Annotated in this window: 16 protein-coding genes; 8 read left to right on the top strand and 8 right to left on the bottom strand. The window is 47.1% G+C overall.

The window, feature by feature from the left end; translation table 11 throughout:
* Positions 1-85: 85 nt before the first annotated feature.
* Together C5I45_RS14550 and C5I45_RS14555 are read right to left on the bottom strand one after the other, a co-directional pair.
* A complete protein-coding gene (locus C5I45_RS14550) occupies positions 86-1,345 on the bottom strand; it encodes an ABC transporter permease (RefSeq protein ID WP_107994470.1) in 1,260 nt (419 codons plus the stop codon).
* Positions 1,338-2,234 carry an ABC transporter ATP-binding protein gene (locus C5I45_RS14555; RefSeq protein ID WP_003155257.1) on the bottom strand — a complete coding sequence of 299 codons (897 nt, stop codon included), beginning with the start codon at positions 2,232-2,234 and terminating at the stop codon, positions 1,338-1,340. Before C5I45_RS14555 ends, C5I45_RS14550 begins: the two co-directional genes overlap by 8 nt.
* A gap of 105 nt (positions 2,235-2,339) precedes the next feature.
* On the opposite strand from C5I45_RS14555, the gene C5I45_RS14560 reads away from it, so the two are divergent.
* Positions 2,340-2,525 carry a YhzD family protein gene (locus tag C5I45_RS14560; protein ID WP_003155259.1) on the top strand — a complete coding sequence of 62 codons (186 nt, stop codon included), beginning with the start codon at positions 2,340-2,342 and terminating at the stop codon, positions 2,523-2,525.
* Between the two features lie 24 nt (positions 2,526-2,549).
* On the opposite strand, the gene C5I45_RS14565 is transcribed toward C5I45_RS14560, so the two are convergent.
* Positions 2,550-3,317 (bottom strand): enoyl-CoA hydratase, encoded by a 768-nt coding sequence (locus C5I45_RS14565; protein ID WP_007409232.1) that lies wholly within the window; start codon positions 3,315-3,317, stop codon positions 2,550-2,552.
* Between the two features lie 185 nt (positions 3,318-3,502).
* On the opposite strand from C5I45_RS14565, the gene C5I45_RS14570 reads away from it, so the two are divergent.
* From C5I45_RS14570 to C5I45_RS14580, 3 genes are read left to right on the top strand one after another with little or no spacing between them, the layout of a single operon-like run.
* Entirely contained in the window at positions 3,503-3,856 is a 354-nt protein-coding gene (locus C5I45_RS14570; RefSeq protein WP_003155264.1) for a hypothetical protein, read from the top strand.
* A gap of 27 nt (positions 3,857-3,883) precedes the next feature.
* Positions 3,884-4,381 carry a cation:proton antiporter regulatory subunit gene (locus C5I45_RS14575; protein ID WP_003155265.1) on the top strand — a complete coding sequence of 166 codons (498 nt, stop codon included), beginning with the start codon at positions 3,884-3,886 and terminating at the stop codon, positions 4,379-4,381.
* A gap of 7 nt (positions 4,382-4,388) precedes the next feature.
* Complete coding sequence (locus C5I45_RS14580) at positions 4,389-5,603, top strand: cation:proton antiporter (RefSeq protein WP_025852122.1); 1,215 nt, start codon at positions 4,389-4,391, stop codon at positions 5,601-5,603.
* Between the two features lie 24 nt (positions 5,604-5,627).
* On the opposite strand, the gene C5I45_RS14585 is transcribed toward C5I45_RS14580, so the two are convergent.
* The 3 genes from C5I45_RS14585 to C5I45_RS14595 all read right to left on the bottom strand — a co-directional run bounded on the left by C5I45_RS14585 (position 5,628) and on the right by C5I45_RS14595 (position 9,500).
* Positions 5,628-6,917, bottom strand: a complete 1,290-nt coding sequence (locus C5I45_RS14585; RefSeq protein WP_003155267.1) for a lysine N(6)-hydroxylase/L-ornithine N(5)-oxygenase family protein — start codon at positions 6,915-6,917, stop codon at positions 5,628-5,630.
* Positions 6,918-7,018: 101 nt separating this feature from the next.
* Positions 7,019-8,521: a coproporphyrinogen III oxidase gene (locus C5I45_RS14590; protein ID WP_025852126.1), complete on the bottom strand. Its 1,503-nt coding sequence runs from the start codon at positions 8,519-8,521 to the stop codon at positions 7,019-7,021.
* A 112-nt stretch (positions 8,522-8,633) separates the two neighbouring features.
* The gene (locus C5I45_RS14595; RefSeq protein WP_003155269.1) at positions 8,634-9,500 is read right to left on the bottom strand and encodes a Cof-type HAD-IIB family hydrolase; all 867 of its coding nucleotides are present in this window, start codon (positions 9,498-9,500) and stop codon (positions 8,634-8,636) included.
* Positions 9,501-9,883: 383 nt separating this feature from the next.
* Here C5I45_RS14595 and C5I45_RS14600 point away from each other — a divergent pair, with 383 nt between their 5' ends.
* Positions 9,884-11,023 (top strand): DNA alkylation repair protein, encoded by a 1,140-nt coding sequence (locus C5I45_RS14600; RefSeq protein ID WP_079891867.1) that lies wholly within the window; start codon positions 9,884-9,886, stop codon positions 11,021-11,023.
* A 38-nt stretch (positions 11,024-11,061) separates the two neighbouring features.
* Here the strand turns inward: C5I45_RS14600 and C5I45_RS14605 are convergent, their stop codons facing one another.
* The gene (locus C5I45_RS14605) at positions 11,062-11,412 is read right to left on the bottom strand and encodes a YlbF/YmcA family competence regulator (protein ID WP_003155271.1); all 351 of its coding nucleotides are present in this window, start codon (positions 11,410-11,412) and stop codon (positions 11,062-11,064) included.
* A gap of 85 nt (positions 11,413-11,497) precedes the next feature.
* Complete coding sequence (locus tag C5I45_RS14610) at positions 11,498-12,631, bottom strand: DUF445 domain-containing protein (protein WP_003155272.1); 1,134 nt, start codon at positions 12,629-12,631, stop codon at positions 11,498-11,500.
* A 237-nt stretch (positions 12,632-12,868) separates the two neighbouring features.
* Between C5I45_RS14610 and C5I45_RS14615 the strand changes: the two genes are divergently transcribed.
* From C5I45_RS14615 to C5I45_RS14625, 3 genes are all read left to right on the top strand, one after another.
* Positions 12,869-13,960, top strand: a complete 1,092-nt coding sequence (locus C5I45_RS14615; protein ID WP_014304716.1) for a YheC/YheD family endospore coat-associated protein — start codon at positions 12,869-12,871, stop codon at positions 13,958-13,960.
* Positions 13,950-15,308 carry a YheC/YheD family endospore coat-associated protein gene (locus C5I45_RS14620; RefSeq protein WP_003155277.1) on the top strand — a complete coding sequence of 453 codons (1,359 nt, stop codon included), beginning with the start codon at positions 13,950-13,952 and terminating at the stop codon, positions 15,306-15,308. Before C5I45_RS14615 ends, C5I45_RS14620 begins: the two co-directional genes overlap by 11 nt.
* A gap of 82 nt (positions 15,309-15,390) precedes the next feature.
* Positions 15,391-15,606 carry a YheE family protein gene (locus C5I45_RS14625; RefSeq protein ID WP_107994471.1) on the top strand — a complete coding sequence of 72 codons (216 nt, stop codon included), beginning with the start codon at positions 15,391-15,393 and terminating at the stop codon, positions 15,604-15,606.
* Positions 15,607-15,725 lie beyond the last annotated feature (119 nt).

Consider the following 15,725-nt stretch of genomic DNA (forward strand, 5'->3'; position numbering starts at 1 on the left):
AATTACCCTTATTTTAGCACCGTTTTTATACGAATGCACGTTCTGCAAAATAAAAAAACAGCCCGGCTGTTCCGGGCTGTTTCATTTATTTTTTGGAGATGCGCAGCGCTTGTTTGATCGCTTTGAATCCGCTGGCGTTTCCGTAAATCAATACGCCGCCTTTGTAAATTTTCGCGCCGACCGCCGCAAAGATCACAATAGTGACCAGTGTCAGGGTGATTCCGGCCGCAGCCTGCCAAAACGGGATATCGAGCATCCCGACGCGTAAAAACATAATCATCGGCGTGAAAAACGGAATGTAAGATGTAACGGTAATAAAACCGGCGTCAGGATTGCCGATGCCGAACATGGCGATCATAAAACCTGCCACGACCAAAAAAACCATCGGCTGAATCGTCTGCTGTACGTCCTCTATCCGGCTGACAACACTGCCGAGAAACGCGGCAAGCGTCGCGTAAAGAAAATAGCCGAGCAAATAGAAAATGACGGCATAGACTATCGTCGAGACGGGAACATCCGTAAAATTGAGGAATACACTGATCGGCGACGACGCATCATTTTGAGGGTTCAACTTCAGTGAGAGATAACCCGCTGCAATCAGCACCGCAAACTGTGTGATCCCCACGAGCGCGATACCGAACAGTTTGGCAAACATCTGCTGAATCGGCGGCATGCTTGAAATTAAAATTTCCATGACGCGGGACGATTTTTCCGTCGCCACTTCCATCGCAATCATGCTTGCGTACATGATAACTGAGAAGTAGATGACAAACAGCATGATGTATACAAGCCCCATTACCTGACCGAGCTCTTCCTCAGATTTCGCCCCTTTTTCCAGCGCGTCTTTGCTGACTTCCGGCGGAGTGTAGAGGCTGCTGACTTTTTCTGCCGAAATGCCGAGCTTGGCGGTTTCGACAGCGGTTTTCGTCTGGGTTAAAGCCTGCTTGAGCAGTTTATACGCTGATTCATCAGAAATGGTCAGCGCCTTGTATGCTCCCGTTATCGTTCCTTTTTGATCCTGTCTGATGATAAACAGTCCGTCCCATTCACCGTCTTTGACACGCTTTACGGCATCTTTTTCGGACTCCTTCGTCTCCATTGCCTGCAGATCATTGTCTGTATCCGCCGCTTTAAGCTGTTTTGCAAACGCCGGGTACAGCCCGCCCGTTTCATCAATCACCGCGATTTGCTGCTTGCCGTCATCCGATTGAAACACGGAAATAATCGATTGCAGGTTGGTCACCGCTAATACTAATAAAACGGTAATGGCGGTCGAAATAATGAATGACTTTGTTGCGATTTTGTTTTTATATGTATGAAACAGCATAATCCAAAATTTATTCATATACGGCCCCCACCTTTTCTATAAAAATATCATGCAGTGACGGCTCTTCCAATTCGAACTTCCGTATAAAACCTTTCCCTTGCAGCGCCCGGAAAATATCCTGCGAAACCGGTTCATTCGCGACCTGCAGTCTGATTCCGTCATTTGTTTCCTTCCATTTCACGACACCTTCATGCGTTTTTAAAAAGCTGAGGTCATCATCTGAATGAACGGTGACATTTTTTTTGCCGAAAGACCGCTTAATGTCTTTCAGATTGCCTTGAACGACGGGTTTTCCCTTCTGGAGAATGCACAAATTCTCGCAAAGTTCTTCCACATGCTCCATTCGGTGGCTTGAAAAAACGATGGAAACGCCGCTGTTTTTCAAAGAAATAACCGCTTCTTTCAGCAGCTCGACATTCACCGGATCAAGACCGCTGAAAGGTTCATCGAGAATCAGCAGTTCAGGCTTATGCAGGACGGCCGAAATGAACTGGATTTTCTGCTGGTTTCCTTTTGACAGCTCTTCGACTTTCTTATTCTTGTAATCTGTAATGCCGAAGCGCTCGAGCCATGTCATGAGCTCTTTTTCCGCCTCTTTTTTGCTCATTCCTTTTAATCTCGCCAGATAGACAAGCTGGTCACTCACCTTCACTTTCGGATACAGCCCCCGTTCTTCCGGGAGATAGCCGATTTTTTCACTGATGGAATAATTGACCGGCTTCCCTTTCCAGGTGATATGCCCGTCAGTCAGGCTTAAAAGACCTAAAATCATCCGAAAGGTCGTCGTTTTTCCCGCGCCGTTTGCGCCGAGCAGCCCGAACATTTCCCTTTCAGGTATTTGCAGGTTCAAATTGTCAACAGCGGTAAAGCTGCCGAATGTTTTCGTTACATTTTCAATTGTAAGCACGAATCCAACTCCTTCCTTGACCCATTATATACTAATAATGGGTAAAAATTAATGGAGGATTTTAAATTCTTTATCAGAATATCATTCTATAAAGGGGGTGACATGATGGGACAATATGTATTGACCGCATTCCATGCGTCGGGAGAAACGCTGCTGGATGAACGGATCGAAGCAGATAATGAGGCGGAGGCGAAGGCCGCCGGAGAGGCTTTGTTAAAGGAAAAAAAGCTTGAGAACAGTACTCACCGCTTGGTAAATGAAGCCGGAAAGCTGATTTTATTCCACAGATAACAGAAGCTTTCCGGCTTCTGTATTTTACCGGTTAAATTGCGGCGTCCGTTTTTCTAAAAAGGCGCGGATGCCCTCTTTATGATCATCCGTTTTTCTCATATTTTCCTGGGCCTTTCGTTCAAGAGATAAAACGTCTTTTAACCGGCTGATATGGAGGCTCTGATAAATAGCCTTCGTTTCAATCATCGCTGACAGCGGCGCATGCAGCAATCGGTCGATATACGGTTGTGCCCCCTCCGCAGGGCCGCCGCTGAACAGCCCGTCGGCAAGCTTGAGCCGCACCGCTTTTTCAGCCGGCAATTTTTCACCGCTCCAAATCAGTTTTTTCGCTTCGATCTCACCGACGCGTCTCATTAATAAATAATGGCCTCCTCCGTCGGGAACCAATCCGATGCCGATGAAATTCATCGCGAGTCGGGCGTTTTCTTCGGCGAGCACCACATCGGCGCACAGCGCGAAACTCAGCCCGAGCCCCGCCGCGGCTCCGTGGATGGCGGCTATCACAATTTTTTTCATATCATAGAGCGTCAGCGTAATGGATTCAATCATTTTCATGAGCCGTTCATATTCTCCCGAATCATGATCCGACGTCATCATCTGGATATCACCGCCCGCGGAAAATCCCCGGCCTTCCCCCCGCAAGAGGACGATAAGCGCTTCGCTGTCGGCTGCCATAACGCATGCATTTTCCAATTCCCGGAGCATTTGTTCATTCAGCGCGTTGTAACTGTCAGGACGGTTCAGCACAATCTCTGCGATCTTTCCCTTTTCTTCATAACGAATATACTGCATGTTTACTCCCTCCTTGAATCCGCTTACATATTTTGTTCAAATGATATATTCCTTCCCCCGAAGCGAAACTCCTTTATTTTTCAAGGTCAACAGATACCGAAAAATGCATATCATTTGAAACTGAACATACATTTTTATATAGTGAAATTGATATACAAAACAAAAAGGGGGGAAAAACACCGATAATGAAATATGTGATACTCAGCTTGTTACTGAGCTTTTTTATGGTGCTGTTCCCCCCTTCGGATGTCGCTCTTCCTTCCCAATTGGTGACAGAAACAGACAGCCATGTACAAATTTCGGTCTACCCGCAGGAAACGGAATCGGCAAAGAAGCCGGTTCAAACCAAAACCGCTCCGCAAGGCCTGTCAAAAGGATACGGTGCGTTATCCCGGATGATCTCCCTGTTATCTGTCAAACCTCTTGATCAATTCATTGATTCCACACTGGAAAGGACATGCGCCATTCCGATACAATACCAGTCAAATTACCTCCGGCAGCAGACCATTTCTCATTACCAATCTGTACTTACGGTGTAAAAACAGTATATTCCGGAGGGATTTTTTATGAATATTAAAGAAAACGATCTGCCCGGCATCGGGAAAAAATTCGAAATCGAAACGAGAAATCATGAAAAAATGACGATCATCATTCATGATGACGGCAGGCGGGAAATTTACAGATTTGATGACCGCGACCCTGATGAGCTTCTGGCAAGCATTTCACTTGATGATGCGGAAGCAAGACAGATTGCCGCGATTATCGGCGGGATGGTGTACAAACCGCAGGCGCTTGAATCGATTGAAATGGCGTTCAGCGATCTGATTATCGAATGGTTTAAAGTTGAAAAAGGGGCAAAAGCGGCAGGGCGGACGCTCGGCGAACTGGATGTGCGCCAAAACTATGACGTGACGGTTATCGCCATCATAAAGCATGACCAGAAAAAGTTTTTAAACCCGGGGGCTGATTCGCTCCTTGAAGCAAACGATACACTCGTCCTCTCAGGTGAAAGAAAGCATCTGAAAAAACTGATCCAAGACTTCCTCTCCAGAGACGGAGTGTGATCTGTTTATGAACCATCTCGTATTTGAAGTCGGTACGGCGTTAGTTCTTGTGGCCATTGCGAGTGTCATCGCCAATAAAATTAAATTCTCGATCATCCCCTTCCTGATCATTTTAGGAATGCTTGTCGGGCCGCACGCGCCCCAGGCGGGCATCATTGATCTGACGTTTATCGAAAGCCGGGAAGTGATTGAATTTTTCGGACGGATGGGCGTCCTGTTCCTCCTCTTTTACCTCGGGCTTGAATTCTCGGTCGGAAAATTAGTCAAATCCGGACGTTCAATCGCCGCCGGCGGAACGATTTATATTCTGATTAATTTCAGTTTAGGGCTGATCTACGGATTTATCACGGGCTTTTCCTTTTTGGAAGTGCTTGTATTGGCGGGCGTCATCACGATATCATCCAGCGCCATTGTCGCAAAGGTGCTTGTCGACTTAAAGCGCACGGCCAATCCGGAAACGGAGCTGATTCTCGGCATCATTATGTTTGAGGATATCTTTCTGGCGGTTTACTTATCCGTCGTTTCCGGGCTTGTTCTGGGAGACGCGACGTCTGTCGGGGGCGCGCTGATGTCAATCGTGATCGCTTTCGGCTATATGCTGCTGTTTTTCATTGCCGCCCGGAAATTGCCGCCTCTGCTGAACAAGCTGCTTGATATCCGTTCAAACGAGGTATTTGTCATCGTCATTTTCGCCGCGCTCTTTTTCATTGCCGGCTTTTCCGAAACGATTCATGTCGCTGAAGCGATCGGCGCGCTCTTGCTCGGGCTCGTGTTTTCGGAGACGGCCCATTCTGACAGGATTGAGCATCTTGTCGTGCCGTTCCGTGACTTTTTCGGCGCCATGTTTTTCTTCAGCTTCGGCCTCAGCATTGATCCGTTTTCACTCGGAGATGCGGTATGGCTTGCCCTCGGCGCCGTTCTGCTGACGATTGCCGGAAACTTTATCGCCGGCATGATCGCCGGGCGCCGGGCGGGGCTTTCTCATAAAGCATCGTCCAATATCGGGCTGACCATTGTGTCCCGCGGCGAATTCTCCATTATCGTCGCAAATCTCGGCATCGCCGGCGGCCTGTCCGCTTCACTTAAACCTTTCGCCGCCTTATATGTTTTGATACTGGCCATCTTCGGCCCTTTGCTCACGAAAGAATCGAAGCGGATATATCTCCTGCTGAACAGCGTATTCAAATGGAAGACGCCTGAAAAGAAGCCGCAGAAATCATAAAAAAACTGACCTCTTCATAAGAGGTCAGTTTTTTTGAGCGGGAAGAAATTGCTGAAAAGCCGTTTTTTTATTAATGGAGAAATGCTCTTTTCCCAGAATGGTATTGATGATTTTTTGGTTTCTGTAAACAGACAGCTTCAAATTCGTAGCGCCCGTTCCGTGAGCATGATCAAGATTCGTTAATGTGAAAAAATGATGCCGCCTGTCGTCCTTAAAGACAAGACGGGAATCGGCCGTCACTTTAAACCGTTTCTCATCCTCCCATTCGATATCGGGGGCGATTGCCGTAAACCATTCCGGAATATGAGGTTTAAAGCCGGTCGCCAATATCACTTTTTCTGAATCGGCCGTAAAAGTTTCATCCATCTGCCATTGATGAAAGCTCAGTACGCAGCGCCCGTTTTGCTTTTCAATTTTTTCAAGCTCCGCCATCGGCTGAATATACACGTCAGGCGAACCTCCGCTGATCGATCTGTGATACAGGGCGTCGTAAATGGCGGCAAGTGTGTCAGAATCAATGCCGTGGCGCAGTCCGTCCAGCTCAGGGAGTGTGTTCAGCCGTTCTTTAAAAGGCAGGCGGTTAAAATATTCCACATAATCAGGTGTAAACATTTCCTGCCCGAGCTTGGCGGTTTCCAATTCTCGAAATCCGGCGGAGCGTGTCACCCATTGCAGCCGGCTGCGCCGGTATTGTTCATCATGCAATAAGTCAGAAAAGATCTCCGCGGCGCTCTGTCCGGAGCCGACCACCGTAATTGATTCGGCGCCGGCGAGCTCGTCTTTCCGGAACAAATATTCCGTGCTGACCATCGTGTCCTGACGCGCTCCGTCATCAATCTCTGCGGGAATAAGCGGTTCAGACCCCGTCCCCATGACGAAATGCTTCGTCTGATAGACACTGATGCTTCCGTCCTCAATGTTCTTGACGCTGACTTCATAATGTCCGCCGGCATTTTTCACGCCGATTACCTCTGAGCCGAAACGGCATGATTTGATTTCTGAAGCCGCCCAGCTTAAATAGTCGTTAAATTCCCGTCTCGGAATATCAAATTCATTAAACGTATAAAACCGGTACAGCCGGTCATGTTCATGGAGAAAGTTTAAAAACGTGTAGCGGCTTTTCGGATCGGCGAGCGTGACCAGGTCCGCCAGAAACGCCACCTGTAAATCCGTTCCTTTAATTAATAGACCGGGATGCCACGCAAATTCTTTCTTTTTATCGAAAAAAAGAGCGTCTGTTCCGGGTATATCCTCTAACAATGCGGCAAGCCCTAAATTAAACGGCCCGATTCCCGCTCCTATGACATCATACATATTATGCACCTCTTGCGAATAACAGTCTGATGATCTTTTCCCGTTTTTACAGACGGTTAAACATAAAAAAACGGCACGCTGATTCCGTGCCGTTTTTGATATTATAATGCAGATTTGACGAACATCTCATCTAAGTATTTGATTTTCTCTTCTGTATAATGCTCGAATCGGTCATTATATGATTTCGGGTCTTTCGGATTGGCGAAGTGCGTGATTTTTCCGGTTTCCGGATGAATGAATTTGCTTGCCGCGCCGCAGCCGATACCGATAATCGTCTGCACTTCTTCCATAATCATAATGTTGTAGATGCTTTCCTGACCCGGGAAGGAGTAGCCGACATTTTCAAGGTTTCCGAGAATGTTTTTCTGCCGGTACAAGTAGTACGGCGTATAGCCGTGCTCTTTTGTCCAGCGGACGGCGTCATCCATCATGCGGGACACTTCCTGTCTGTCGGCAACTTTATACTTATGCTTGTTTCTCGTCATTTCTGACGCCCGTTTAAAAGAAAGCGTATGAACGGTCAAAGATTCAGGCATGAGCTTTTCCGTTTCTTCAAGACTGTGCCTGAACTCAGCCGTCCCTTCTCCCGGCAGACCGATGATCAGGTCCATGTTGATATTATTCATGCCGTGTTTGCGGGAAAGATGGTATTTTTCGATGGTTTCTTCAACGGTATGGTGTCTGCCGATGGCCTTAAGCGTTTCGTTTTCATAAGATTGCGGGTTGATGCTGATTCTGTCAATCTTATACTTATTTAAAACGGCAAGCTTTTCCTCCGTAATCGTGTCGGGACGGCCCGCTTCAACGGTAATCTCCCTGATATTCGCGACATCCGGGAAAGAGCGGACCATTTCTTCATATAAAAGATCCATTTCTTCAGCGGTAATGCTTGTCGGCGTGCCGCCGCCGAAATAAATGGTCGTCACTTTGATATCATGCCGCTTCAGCCATTCTCCGATTTTCTGCATTTCATAGTGAAGCCCCCATAAAAAGGAGCCGACTCTTCCCGCCTGTCCTTGAATGGCATAAGCCGGAAACGTGCAGTAGGCGCATTTTGTCGGGCAGAACGGGATGCCGATATATATGCTGACTTCATCTTTGACCCGGTACAGATCGGGAACCGCAGCGAGCTGACGGTCGACAATCTCCTGCATCAGATTGATTTTTTCATCATGGATCAGATAATCTTTTTTCAGATCGGCATGCGCCTCTTCTTTTGTCAGGCCGCTCTGCAGCTTTTTATGAAGAAGTTTAGTAGGCCTGATGCCGGTTAAGATTCCCCATTTTTGTGTCATACCCGTATGCGATTGAAGAAGATTTAAGTAGACATATGACAGCGTGTTTTTCACCTGTTTAAATACTTCTTTTTCGCTCCATCCGGCAAGAAGCGGTTTCGTGTGATGTTCCTTTTCGCCGGTTCCTTTGATTTCTCCGGATACCGACACGCTGTCTGCATCTTGAGAAATGGTAAGTGAGATGACGAGATCAGAGGGTTCCTCCGTTTCGCCGTACGCAAGAACACACTCTTCAAAAAATAAATTCGCGATGTTTTGCAGCGGACGGTGCAGCCTGTCATCCGTTATGCCGTCTATTTTTATTTGCAATGTGATCACCTTATTTTTCAGATTCAAAACTTTCTTTAGTGTACAGAAAGAACAGGCTAAAATCAATCCGCGAAAAAGCCGCAGACCGGCCTTTCGCGTCTGCGGCTCTTGATTACGGCCGTTTCATATGGAACTTATCGAGAAAGCCTTTGCGGTGCTGCATGCGGAAATATTCCTTAATCATATAGGCGACTCCCTGTTCATCATTTGACCTTGTCACCCAGTCCGCTTTTCTTTTTAATTCATTTGAGGCATTCCCCATCGCGACGCCGAGACCGGCCAGCTCGATCATCGGCAGATCATCTTCCTGATGGCCGATAGCCACAACCTCTTCCATTGAAAGCCCGAGATCAGCGGCGACCATCGAAAGTCCGCTTTCTTTTGAAACCCCTTTAGGCACGATGTTCAGTTTTTCTCCGTTGACGCGGATCACATCGACGGCCGGGAATGCTTTCATTATCGTATCCGTTATATCAGCCTGCAGGCCATCTTCAGCATGCACTTCAATGACGGGCGCTGAAACCGGCTCATCAAGGAGCAGGTCACTTAATGATTCGACAAACTGCACCGGATAAAAGATCGGGTCGGACGGATGAATCATCGTTTTCCCGACCAGATTGGAGTTCACTTTCTTCTTGTTACCGATCGAATATTTTTCGTGAAGAAGCCGGATATTGCATTGATAGCTTTCGAGCACCTGAACGATATTAAACGTGTGATCTTCTGATATTTTCTTTTCAAAAAACGGCTCATCTATTTTTTCAGAAATGTATGCGCCGCTGTGGGTAATCAATTTTGCATTCAGCTTTAATATTTTCGCCACTTTTTGAGCGGAGCGAAAATGGCGGTTTGTGACCAGTGTGACGTAAATCCCTTTTTTCTTGACGTATTCGATGGCATCCTTTGTCGTCTGATGAAGTTTGCCGTTGGAGCGAAGAAGCGCTCCGTCTATATTTAACGCCAGCATTTGTTTTGACACAGAGAAGTCCCCCTCCTTGATGACTGTACTTGTCATTAGGATATGACCCTGTCTCTTTGTTTAGAACAACCTTTTCTCCGCAGCAAAAAAGCCTGCCTCAAGCAGACTTTGAACTGTCGTTTTGTTGGGATACGATCGATTTGCTGCCTTCTCCCCAATGTGCATTTCTATTAACGAAATATATCAGGAACCCCTTATTTGACCGTTGATGCGCTCGTTTCACTTACTCTCTGTTGCTACCCCTTAACATACCAGGCAGTATAGGCGACCGTATCCTTAGATCATCTGTAAGTGTAGGCGCTTTCAGAGTTATTATCTCAATAATATTGTTAAAAAACAAGGGTTTTTTTAACTAAAAAAATCAGGGGAAATATCTGTGCTGAATGTATGATAAAGTTGAAAGGGAACGTATATTCGCATATAATAAAAGAAAAAAAGCGGTGACTGTCATGTCTCTATTAAAAGATATTTATAACGAAGAATTTGCAGAAGCACTTCTGCACAGAGTCAAATCGGCGTATCCGGCTTTTGAGCGGGACAAGTGCCGGGCGCTGATATTTCAGGAAGATTGGCCCGGACTGACGTTAAAACAGCGGATGCGCCGGATCACAGACTCTTTATATGAAACACTGCCGAAGGATTACATACGGGCGCTTGACGTCTTATATGAGACAGCTCCCCATTTCACAGGGCTCGCCGGGATTATTTTTCCCGATTATGTCCAACAGTACGGAACGGATCACTGGGAAGAATCAATGAAGGCGCTTCAGTTTTTCACTCGTTTTTCCACTTCCGAATTTGCGGTCCGCCCGTATATCAGGCTTGACCGGGAGCGGATGTTCAAAGAGTTCCTTTCCTGGACGGAGCATCCGGACGAACATGTCAGAAGGCTTGCCAGCGAGGGCTCAAGACCGCGCCTGCCGTGGGGAATCTCCATTCCGGCTCTTCTTGAAGATCCTTCTCCGATTCTCCCTGTTCTGGACCGCTTGATGCAGGATGACTCGTTATATGTCAGAAAAAGCGTGGCGAATAACCTGAATGACATCTCCAAAACCCATCCGGATCTTCTGGCACAGACCGCAGCCGAGCGGTTCGGAAGCTGTCCGCACACGGATTGGATTTTGAAGCACGCCTGCAGGACACTGTTAAAAAGAGGAGACAAACAGGCGCTTGCGATTTTCGGGTTTGAAGACGCCTCCCGGATTTCATTGGAACGTTTTACACTGAATTCGGAAACGGCCGCCATCGGAACAAGCATACATTTTTCTTTTCAGATCCGCTCAGCCGCCCGGCAAAAAGTCAGGGTTGAATACGCGATTGATTTTGTAAAGAAAAGGGGGCACCGCAGCCGCAAGGTGTTTAAGATGTCGGAGTCCGCCATGGATAACGGAGACGTAAAAGCCTTCAGCAAACATCATTCCCTTAAAGATTTAACCACCCGCAAGCATTATCGGGGAATTCACACTCTTTCTGTCATCATTAACGGAACGGTAAAAGGTTCGCTTGATTTTTCTGTTGAATAAAAAAACCCCTCCATTTCATAGATGGAGGGGTGTGGAGCTTATTGCGGGCTGCCGTAAAGCTCTTCAAGAGGTTTCATAATGATTTTGTTTAACTCGCCGATCAGCATGCTCATGCGCTGTTCCGCTTCCATCAGCTGAGAAATCAATTCATGCTGCTGTACGAGAGCAACCGTTTTTTGTGCCTGCTCTACCTCTTCCTGAGTGATTTCTTCACCTGACATCTGTTTCTGCTGCAGCTGCATCTGTACATTGCGGAAGTTATCAAACATGCGTTTTGCGGATTCATCTGCGTTTACTTGATCATAAAGCCCTCTCAGACGGCTGTATTCATCACTGTTTCGCAAAGCTTTTTCAAGATCATATGCTGCATCATAAAAATGAACTGCCATAGTAACCGCTCCTTTCTTCCTTTCGGACATACCACTCCACTATAACAGACTGCGGAGCGACTTTCATCATCGGCGTATGTTTTCCTTAGAAAAGAATGACAAACAAAGCCTGAATTGCTCCGATTATCCCGCCGAGCAGACCGCCTAAATACGTTATCATCTTAAATTCTCTCTTGGAAATCGACAGCACCATTTCTTCCAGCCGTTCAACGGGAAACTGATCAACCTGCTCTTTGACCACTTCCTCAAGACGCAGCCGTTTCAGCACATCCTCCAAATGAGCGGCAATACTGCCGAGTGCCGCATCAAGCAGCTTCGGCGCGTACGTCCCCGTAATCTCCCCTTCATAACGGGAGATGATGTCACCGAGCCGGCATTCGAAAAAGGGCGCGGTTTGAAGTGCGGCCAAAGCCCGCTTTTTCATGCTGAACAGCAGATCTTTCGCATTCCACTTTTCATCGGCCTCATAAAGTGTATAAGATTTGAGCTTGCCCCATTCTTGAGAAAGCAGATCAGCCAGAAGCTTTTTCGTTTCCTCATTGCGCAAAAACTTTAACAGCTCAGGCAGCACACGGTCTGCCAAGCTTGAATTGCCGAGGAACATCTGCACCATGCCGCCGAGCATCCCCCGGGAATTCAAAAAGTCGTCAATCATATTTCCGAGTCTGTCTTTCCCTTCTTCGCTCTCAAAATAATCAATGCTACGCTTCAGGATATAATCTGCGGCCAGCGGGATTTTTTCATCCAGCTTTTCCTGCAGCTCATCAGGAAGCCAGTCTTTGATGGCGCGGTGCTCATATTTCCGGTACAGGTCCGAAAGCTTTTCATCGGTAAAACGGTCAATCCAGGCATCCGTCTTTTCCTGCGGATTCCGAATGCCCGCGGCGGCCAAAGCTTCGTGCACCGTCATTTCGGAAGCGGCCATTTTTTGCGTGAATTGTTCGGCGAAAAGAAGCGCCTGGTTTTTAACGTTATCTGATAAAAGCCGCTTTTTTATTCCTTCCGGGGTTAAAAGGTGGTTCGTCACCATGAGCCCCATTTGTTTTGCCAATTCATCCCGTCTTTTCGGGATCAGCCCCGGCGTAAACGGAACCCGTTTTCCGAACAGGTAATACGGCCGGTACGGACGAAATAACATCTGAATGGCAAGATGATTCGTCACCGCGCCGATCGCGGCTCCGATCACGATCATAAATAGAAACGTTCCTGCTATGCCCATTCCTTTTCTTCTGCCTCCATCTTATGTTCTATTTTCTTGATGATATATCTATTCGTATTATAGAGGCTGGCGGGCATGCGGGCAAATGAAGAACCTGAATTGTTGTTTGTGAGGAATAAGGCAAGATGCTGTTTCGTACTCTTTACAGTAGATCATCTTTTATGATGCGCTTAGCATATTTATTGGATGGAAGGGCCGTTCCATCAGCGGCTTTTTGAATAAAGGGGGAGTAGTAATATGACAACACTCGGTTTTATGTCTGTATCCCGCCGGCACGAAGAAGATTACGCCGGGGAATTGGCTGAAAGAGCGCCTCAATATAATGTGCGCTTAGCCCGCTTTACACCGTTTGATATATTTCCGGATTCTTTGCGCGTGAAAGCGCTCGTCTATCACCCGCAAAGCGGAAAGTGGAACGAAACGGAAATCGATATTCCCGAATATATTTACGACCGCTGTTTTTACGGAAAATCCGCTGAAGCGCAAAAAGCCAAACCGATCGTCGAATGGCTGAAAAAATATCCGAAAACGGAATTTATCGGGCGGGGGCTTCCTGATAAATGGACGGTTACAGATGCGCTCCAAAAGCATCATCTGATCAGTCCCTATATTCCTGAAACGGCCGAAGTCAGCCGCTATGAACAGGTGCAATTATACTTAGCCAAGGAAAAAGCATGTATACTTAAGCCCGCTTTCGGCGCGGGAGGCAGAGGCATCATCCTGCTTGAAACAGGCAAAAAATCAATTACCGCCACTTACTATATCGGAAAAAACAAACAAACAAAATCATTTTCCAATCACGTGTCTTTTAAGTCTTGGTGCAAAAAAGTGCTGCAGCACCGCTATTTGCTTCAATCCTACTTAAATATCCAGGATAAAGAACGGCATCCGTGCGACATCCGCATTTTCATGCGCAAAACGGAGTCAGGCGTTTGGGAAACGGTCGGAAAAGCGGTCAGAAGGGGTTATCAGAACGGTCTTTTATCTCATTTGCCCGGAGGATCAGAACCGATTAAGTTTGACACATGGTTTGAGGAAATTCCGAGAAAGCAGCAGGCCGTTTTATTGGATGATGTCTTTTCGATCACCCAATCCGTTCCTTATTTCCTTGATGAACGGTTCGGACCGCTGTTTGAGCTGGGGCTCGATATTTGTTATGCCAAAGACGGACGCATCTGGCTTTTGGATGTCAATTCAAAGCCGGGACGGAAAGCTATTTTAAGCGTGGCTCCGGAGGCAAAAGAGGATTTGTATACGGGTCCGCTGAGACGCTTCCGCGAACTTCAGTCACAGGACAGCAGGAAAGGAGTATTACCGCGTGAATCATAAAGGGATGATTGTCGGCATCGATAAAAAAAGCAAAAATACGCTGTTTCTCCCCTCTTCCATGAAACGGGAAGGGCTTTTATCCGCTGCCTTCGGGACCAAGGTTGTTAAATGCCGTGTAGCCTTTTCTCAATCACTTGAAAAAAGCGCGCTCCTTTCTGAAGATTTGTTTGAGGAGCTGTTGATACCGTATAAAAGCCGGGCTGACTTTCTCATACACGGCCAGACGGTGCACATCGGACCGCTGATCGGCGTTTTCACAGCCGGTTTCACATCATCGCCGTCCCGCCCGTTAAGAGACCGTACAGCCTTCTTTTCCAAGATGCTCTCACTTCATGAACAGGCGAACGGATATTGTTTCGTTTTCGGAGCTCATCAGATCAACTGGGAAGAAGGCACCGTCCAAGCGCTGATTTATAAAGAAAACAGCTGGAAACGGACGTCCGTCCCGCTTCCGAATGTCGTATATGACAGGCTCCCGAGCCGAAAAACGGAAGGAGTTCCGCTTTTACAGCAGACAAAACAGAGGCTGATGAATGACTATCAGATTCCGTGGTTTAATCCGCAATTCTTTAATAAATGGGACATTCATAAGCTTCTGGAAAAAAACAGCCTCACCGCTTCACTCCTGCCAAAATCTGTCCTGCACCCGAATGCAGAGGCGTTAGAGACGTTATGCAACACATTTGACACCGTCTATATCAAACCTGCAGACGGCGCACTCGGAACGGGGATTTACAGGGTGGAAAAAACAGATGCCGGCTTATCTGTCAAACACACGAATGAGGAAAAAACGGTGGTGACGGCAGAGTATTCAGATGCGGCATCCTTCATGAAATCATTTAAAGAAAACAATGACCCGTCCGCATTTTTAATTCAGCAAGGCATTGACCTGATCCGGCTGGATGGACGCCCCGTCGATTTCAGGGTGCACACGAATAAAAACGCCGAGGGGAAATGGACAGTGACGGCCATTGCAGCAAAAATTTCCGGTGAAAACAGCATCACGACGCATCTGGCAACCGGCGGAGAAGTCAGGACGTTAGCTGAATTATACGGCGATCCGAGAGAGAGAGTCGGCATGATGCGGAAACTTTCAAAAGCCGCCTTGGCGGTCAGCCGCGTGTTAAATGAGCACATTGAAGGTTTTATCGGCGAAATCGGTTTTGACCTCGGCGTCGATCATTCAGGGAAAGTTTGGATGTTTGAAGCCAATTCCCGCCCCGGGCGCAGCATTTTTTCCCATCCGAAGCTGAGATCGGTCGATTACCTGACAAAACGGAGAAATTTTGAATACGCGTCCTATTTATCAGAACGGTCCATCACCGCCCCGGAAAAACTTTGGCGGTGAGGCTGTCTTTTTTTGGTTTTACCCGGGACAGGCACAGAATGATGAGCTACAATGAACAAGATCAACATTTCCTACAAGGAGCGTGAACGTCATGATTTCGCACTTCAGCTGGAAACCGTTATTCAAAAAAGAGAAACTGCCCGGATGGCGGATTTCATTTTACTGGCAGGGTACGCATTACGAAGGGATTTACCATAAGTCCGGTGACATTGAATGGGGACACACACATCCGGGAAAAAAAGAGCCGGCTCTCGTAAAAGAGCTGCACGAATTAATGCTTTATCACATATATGACTGAAAGCTAAAAGCTCAGCCGCATCAGGCTGGGCTTTTCTTTTTCCTTCCGCTATTTACCACCCGGTTTTCCGAATGAGATGCCGTTTGATTCACCATAATACGTAGTACAAAGCGGCAAAC

The sequence above is a fragment of the Bacillus sp. ZY-1-1 genome (genome assembly GCF_003047165.1).
Taxonomy (GTDB): domain Bacteria; phylum Bacillota; class Bacilli; order Bacillales; family Bacillaceae; genus Bacillus; species Bacillus velezensis.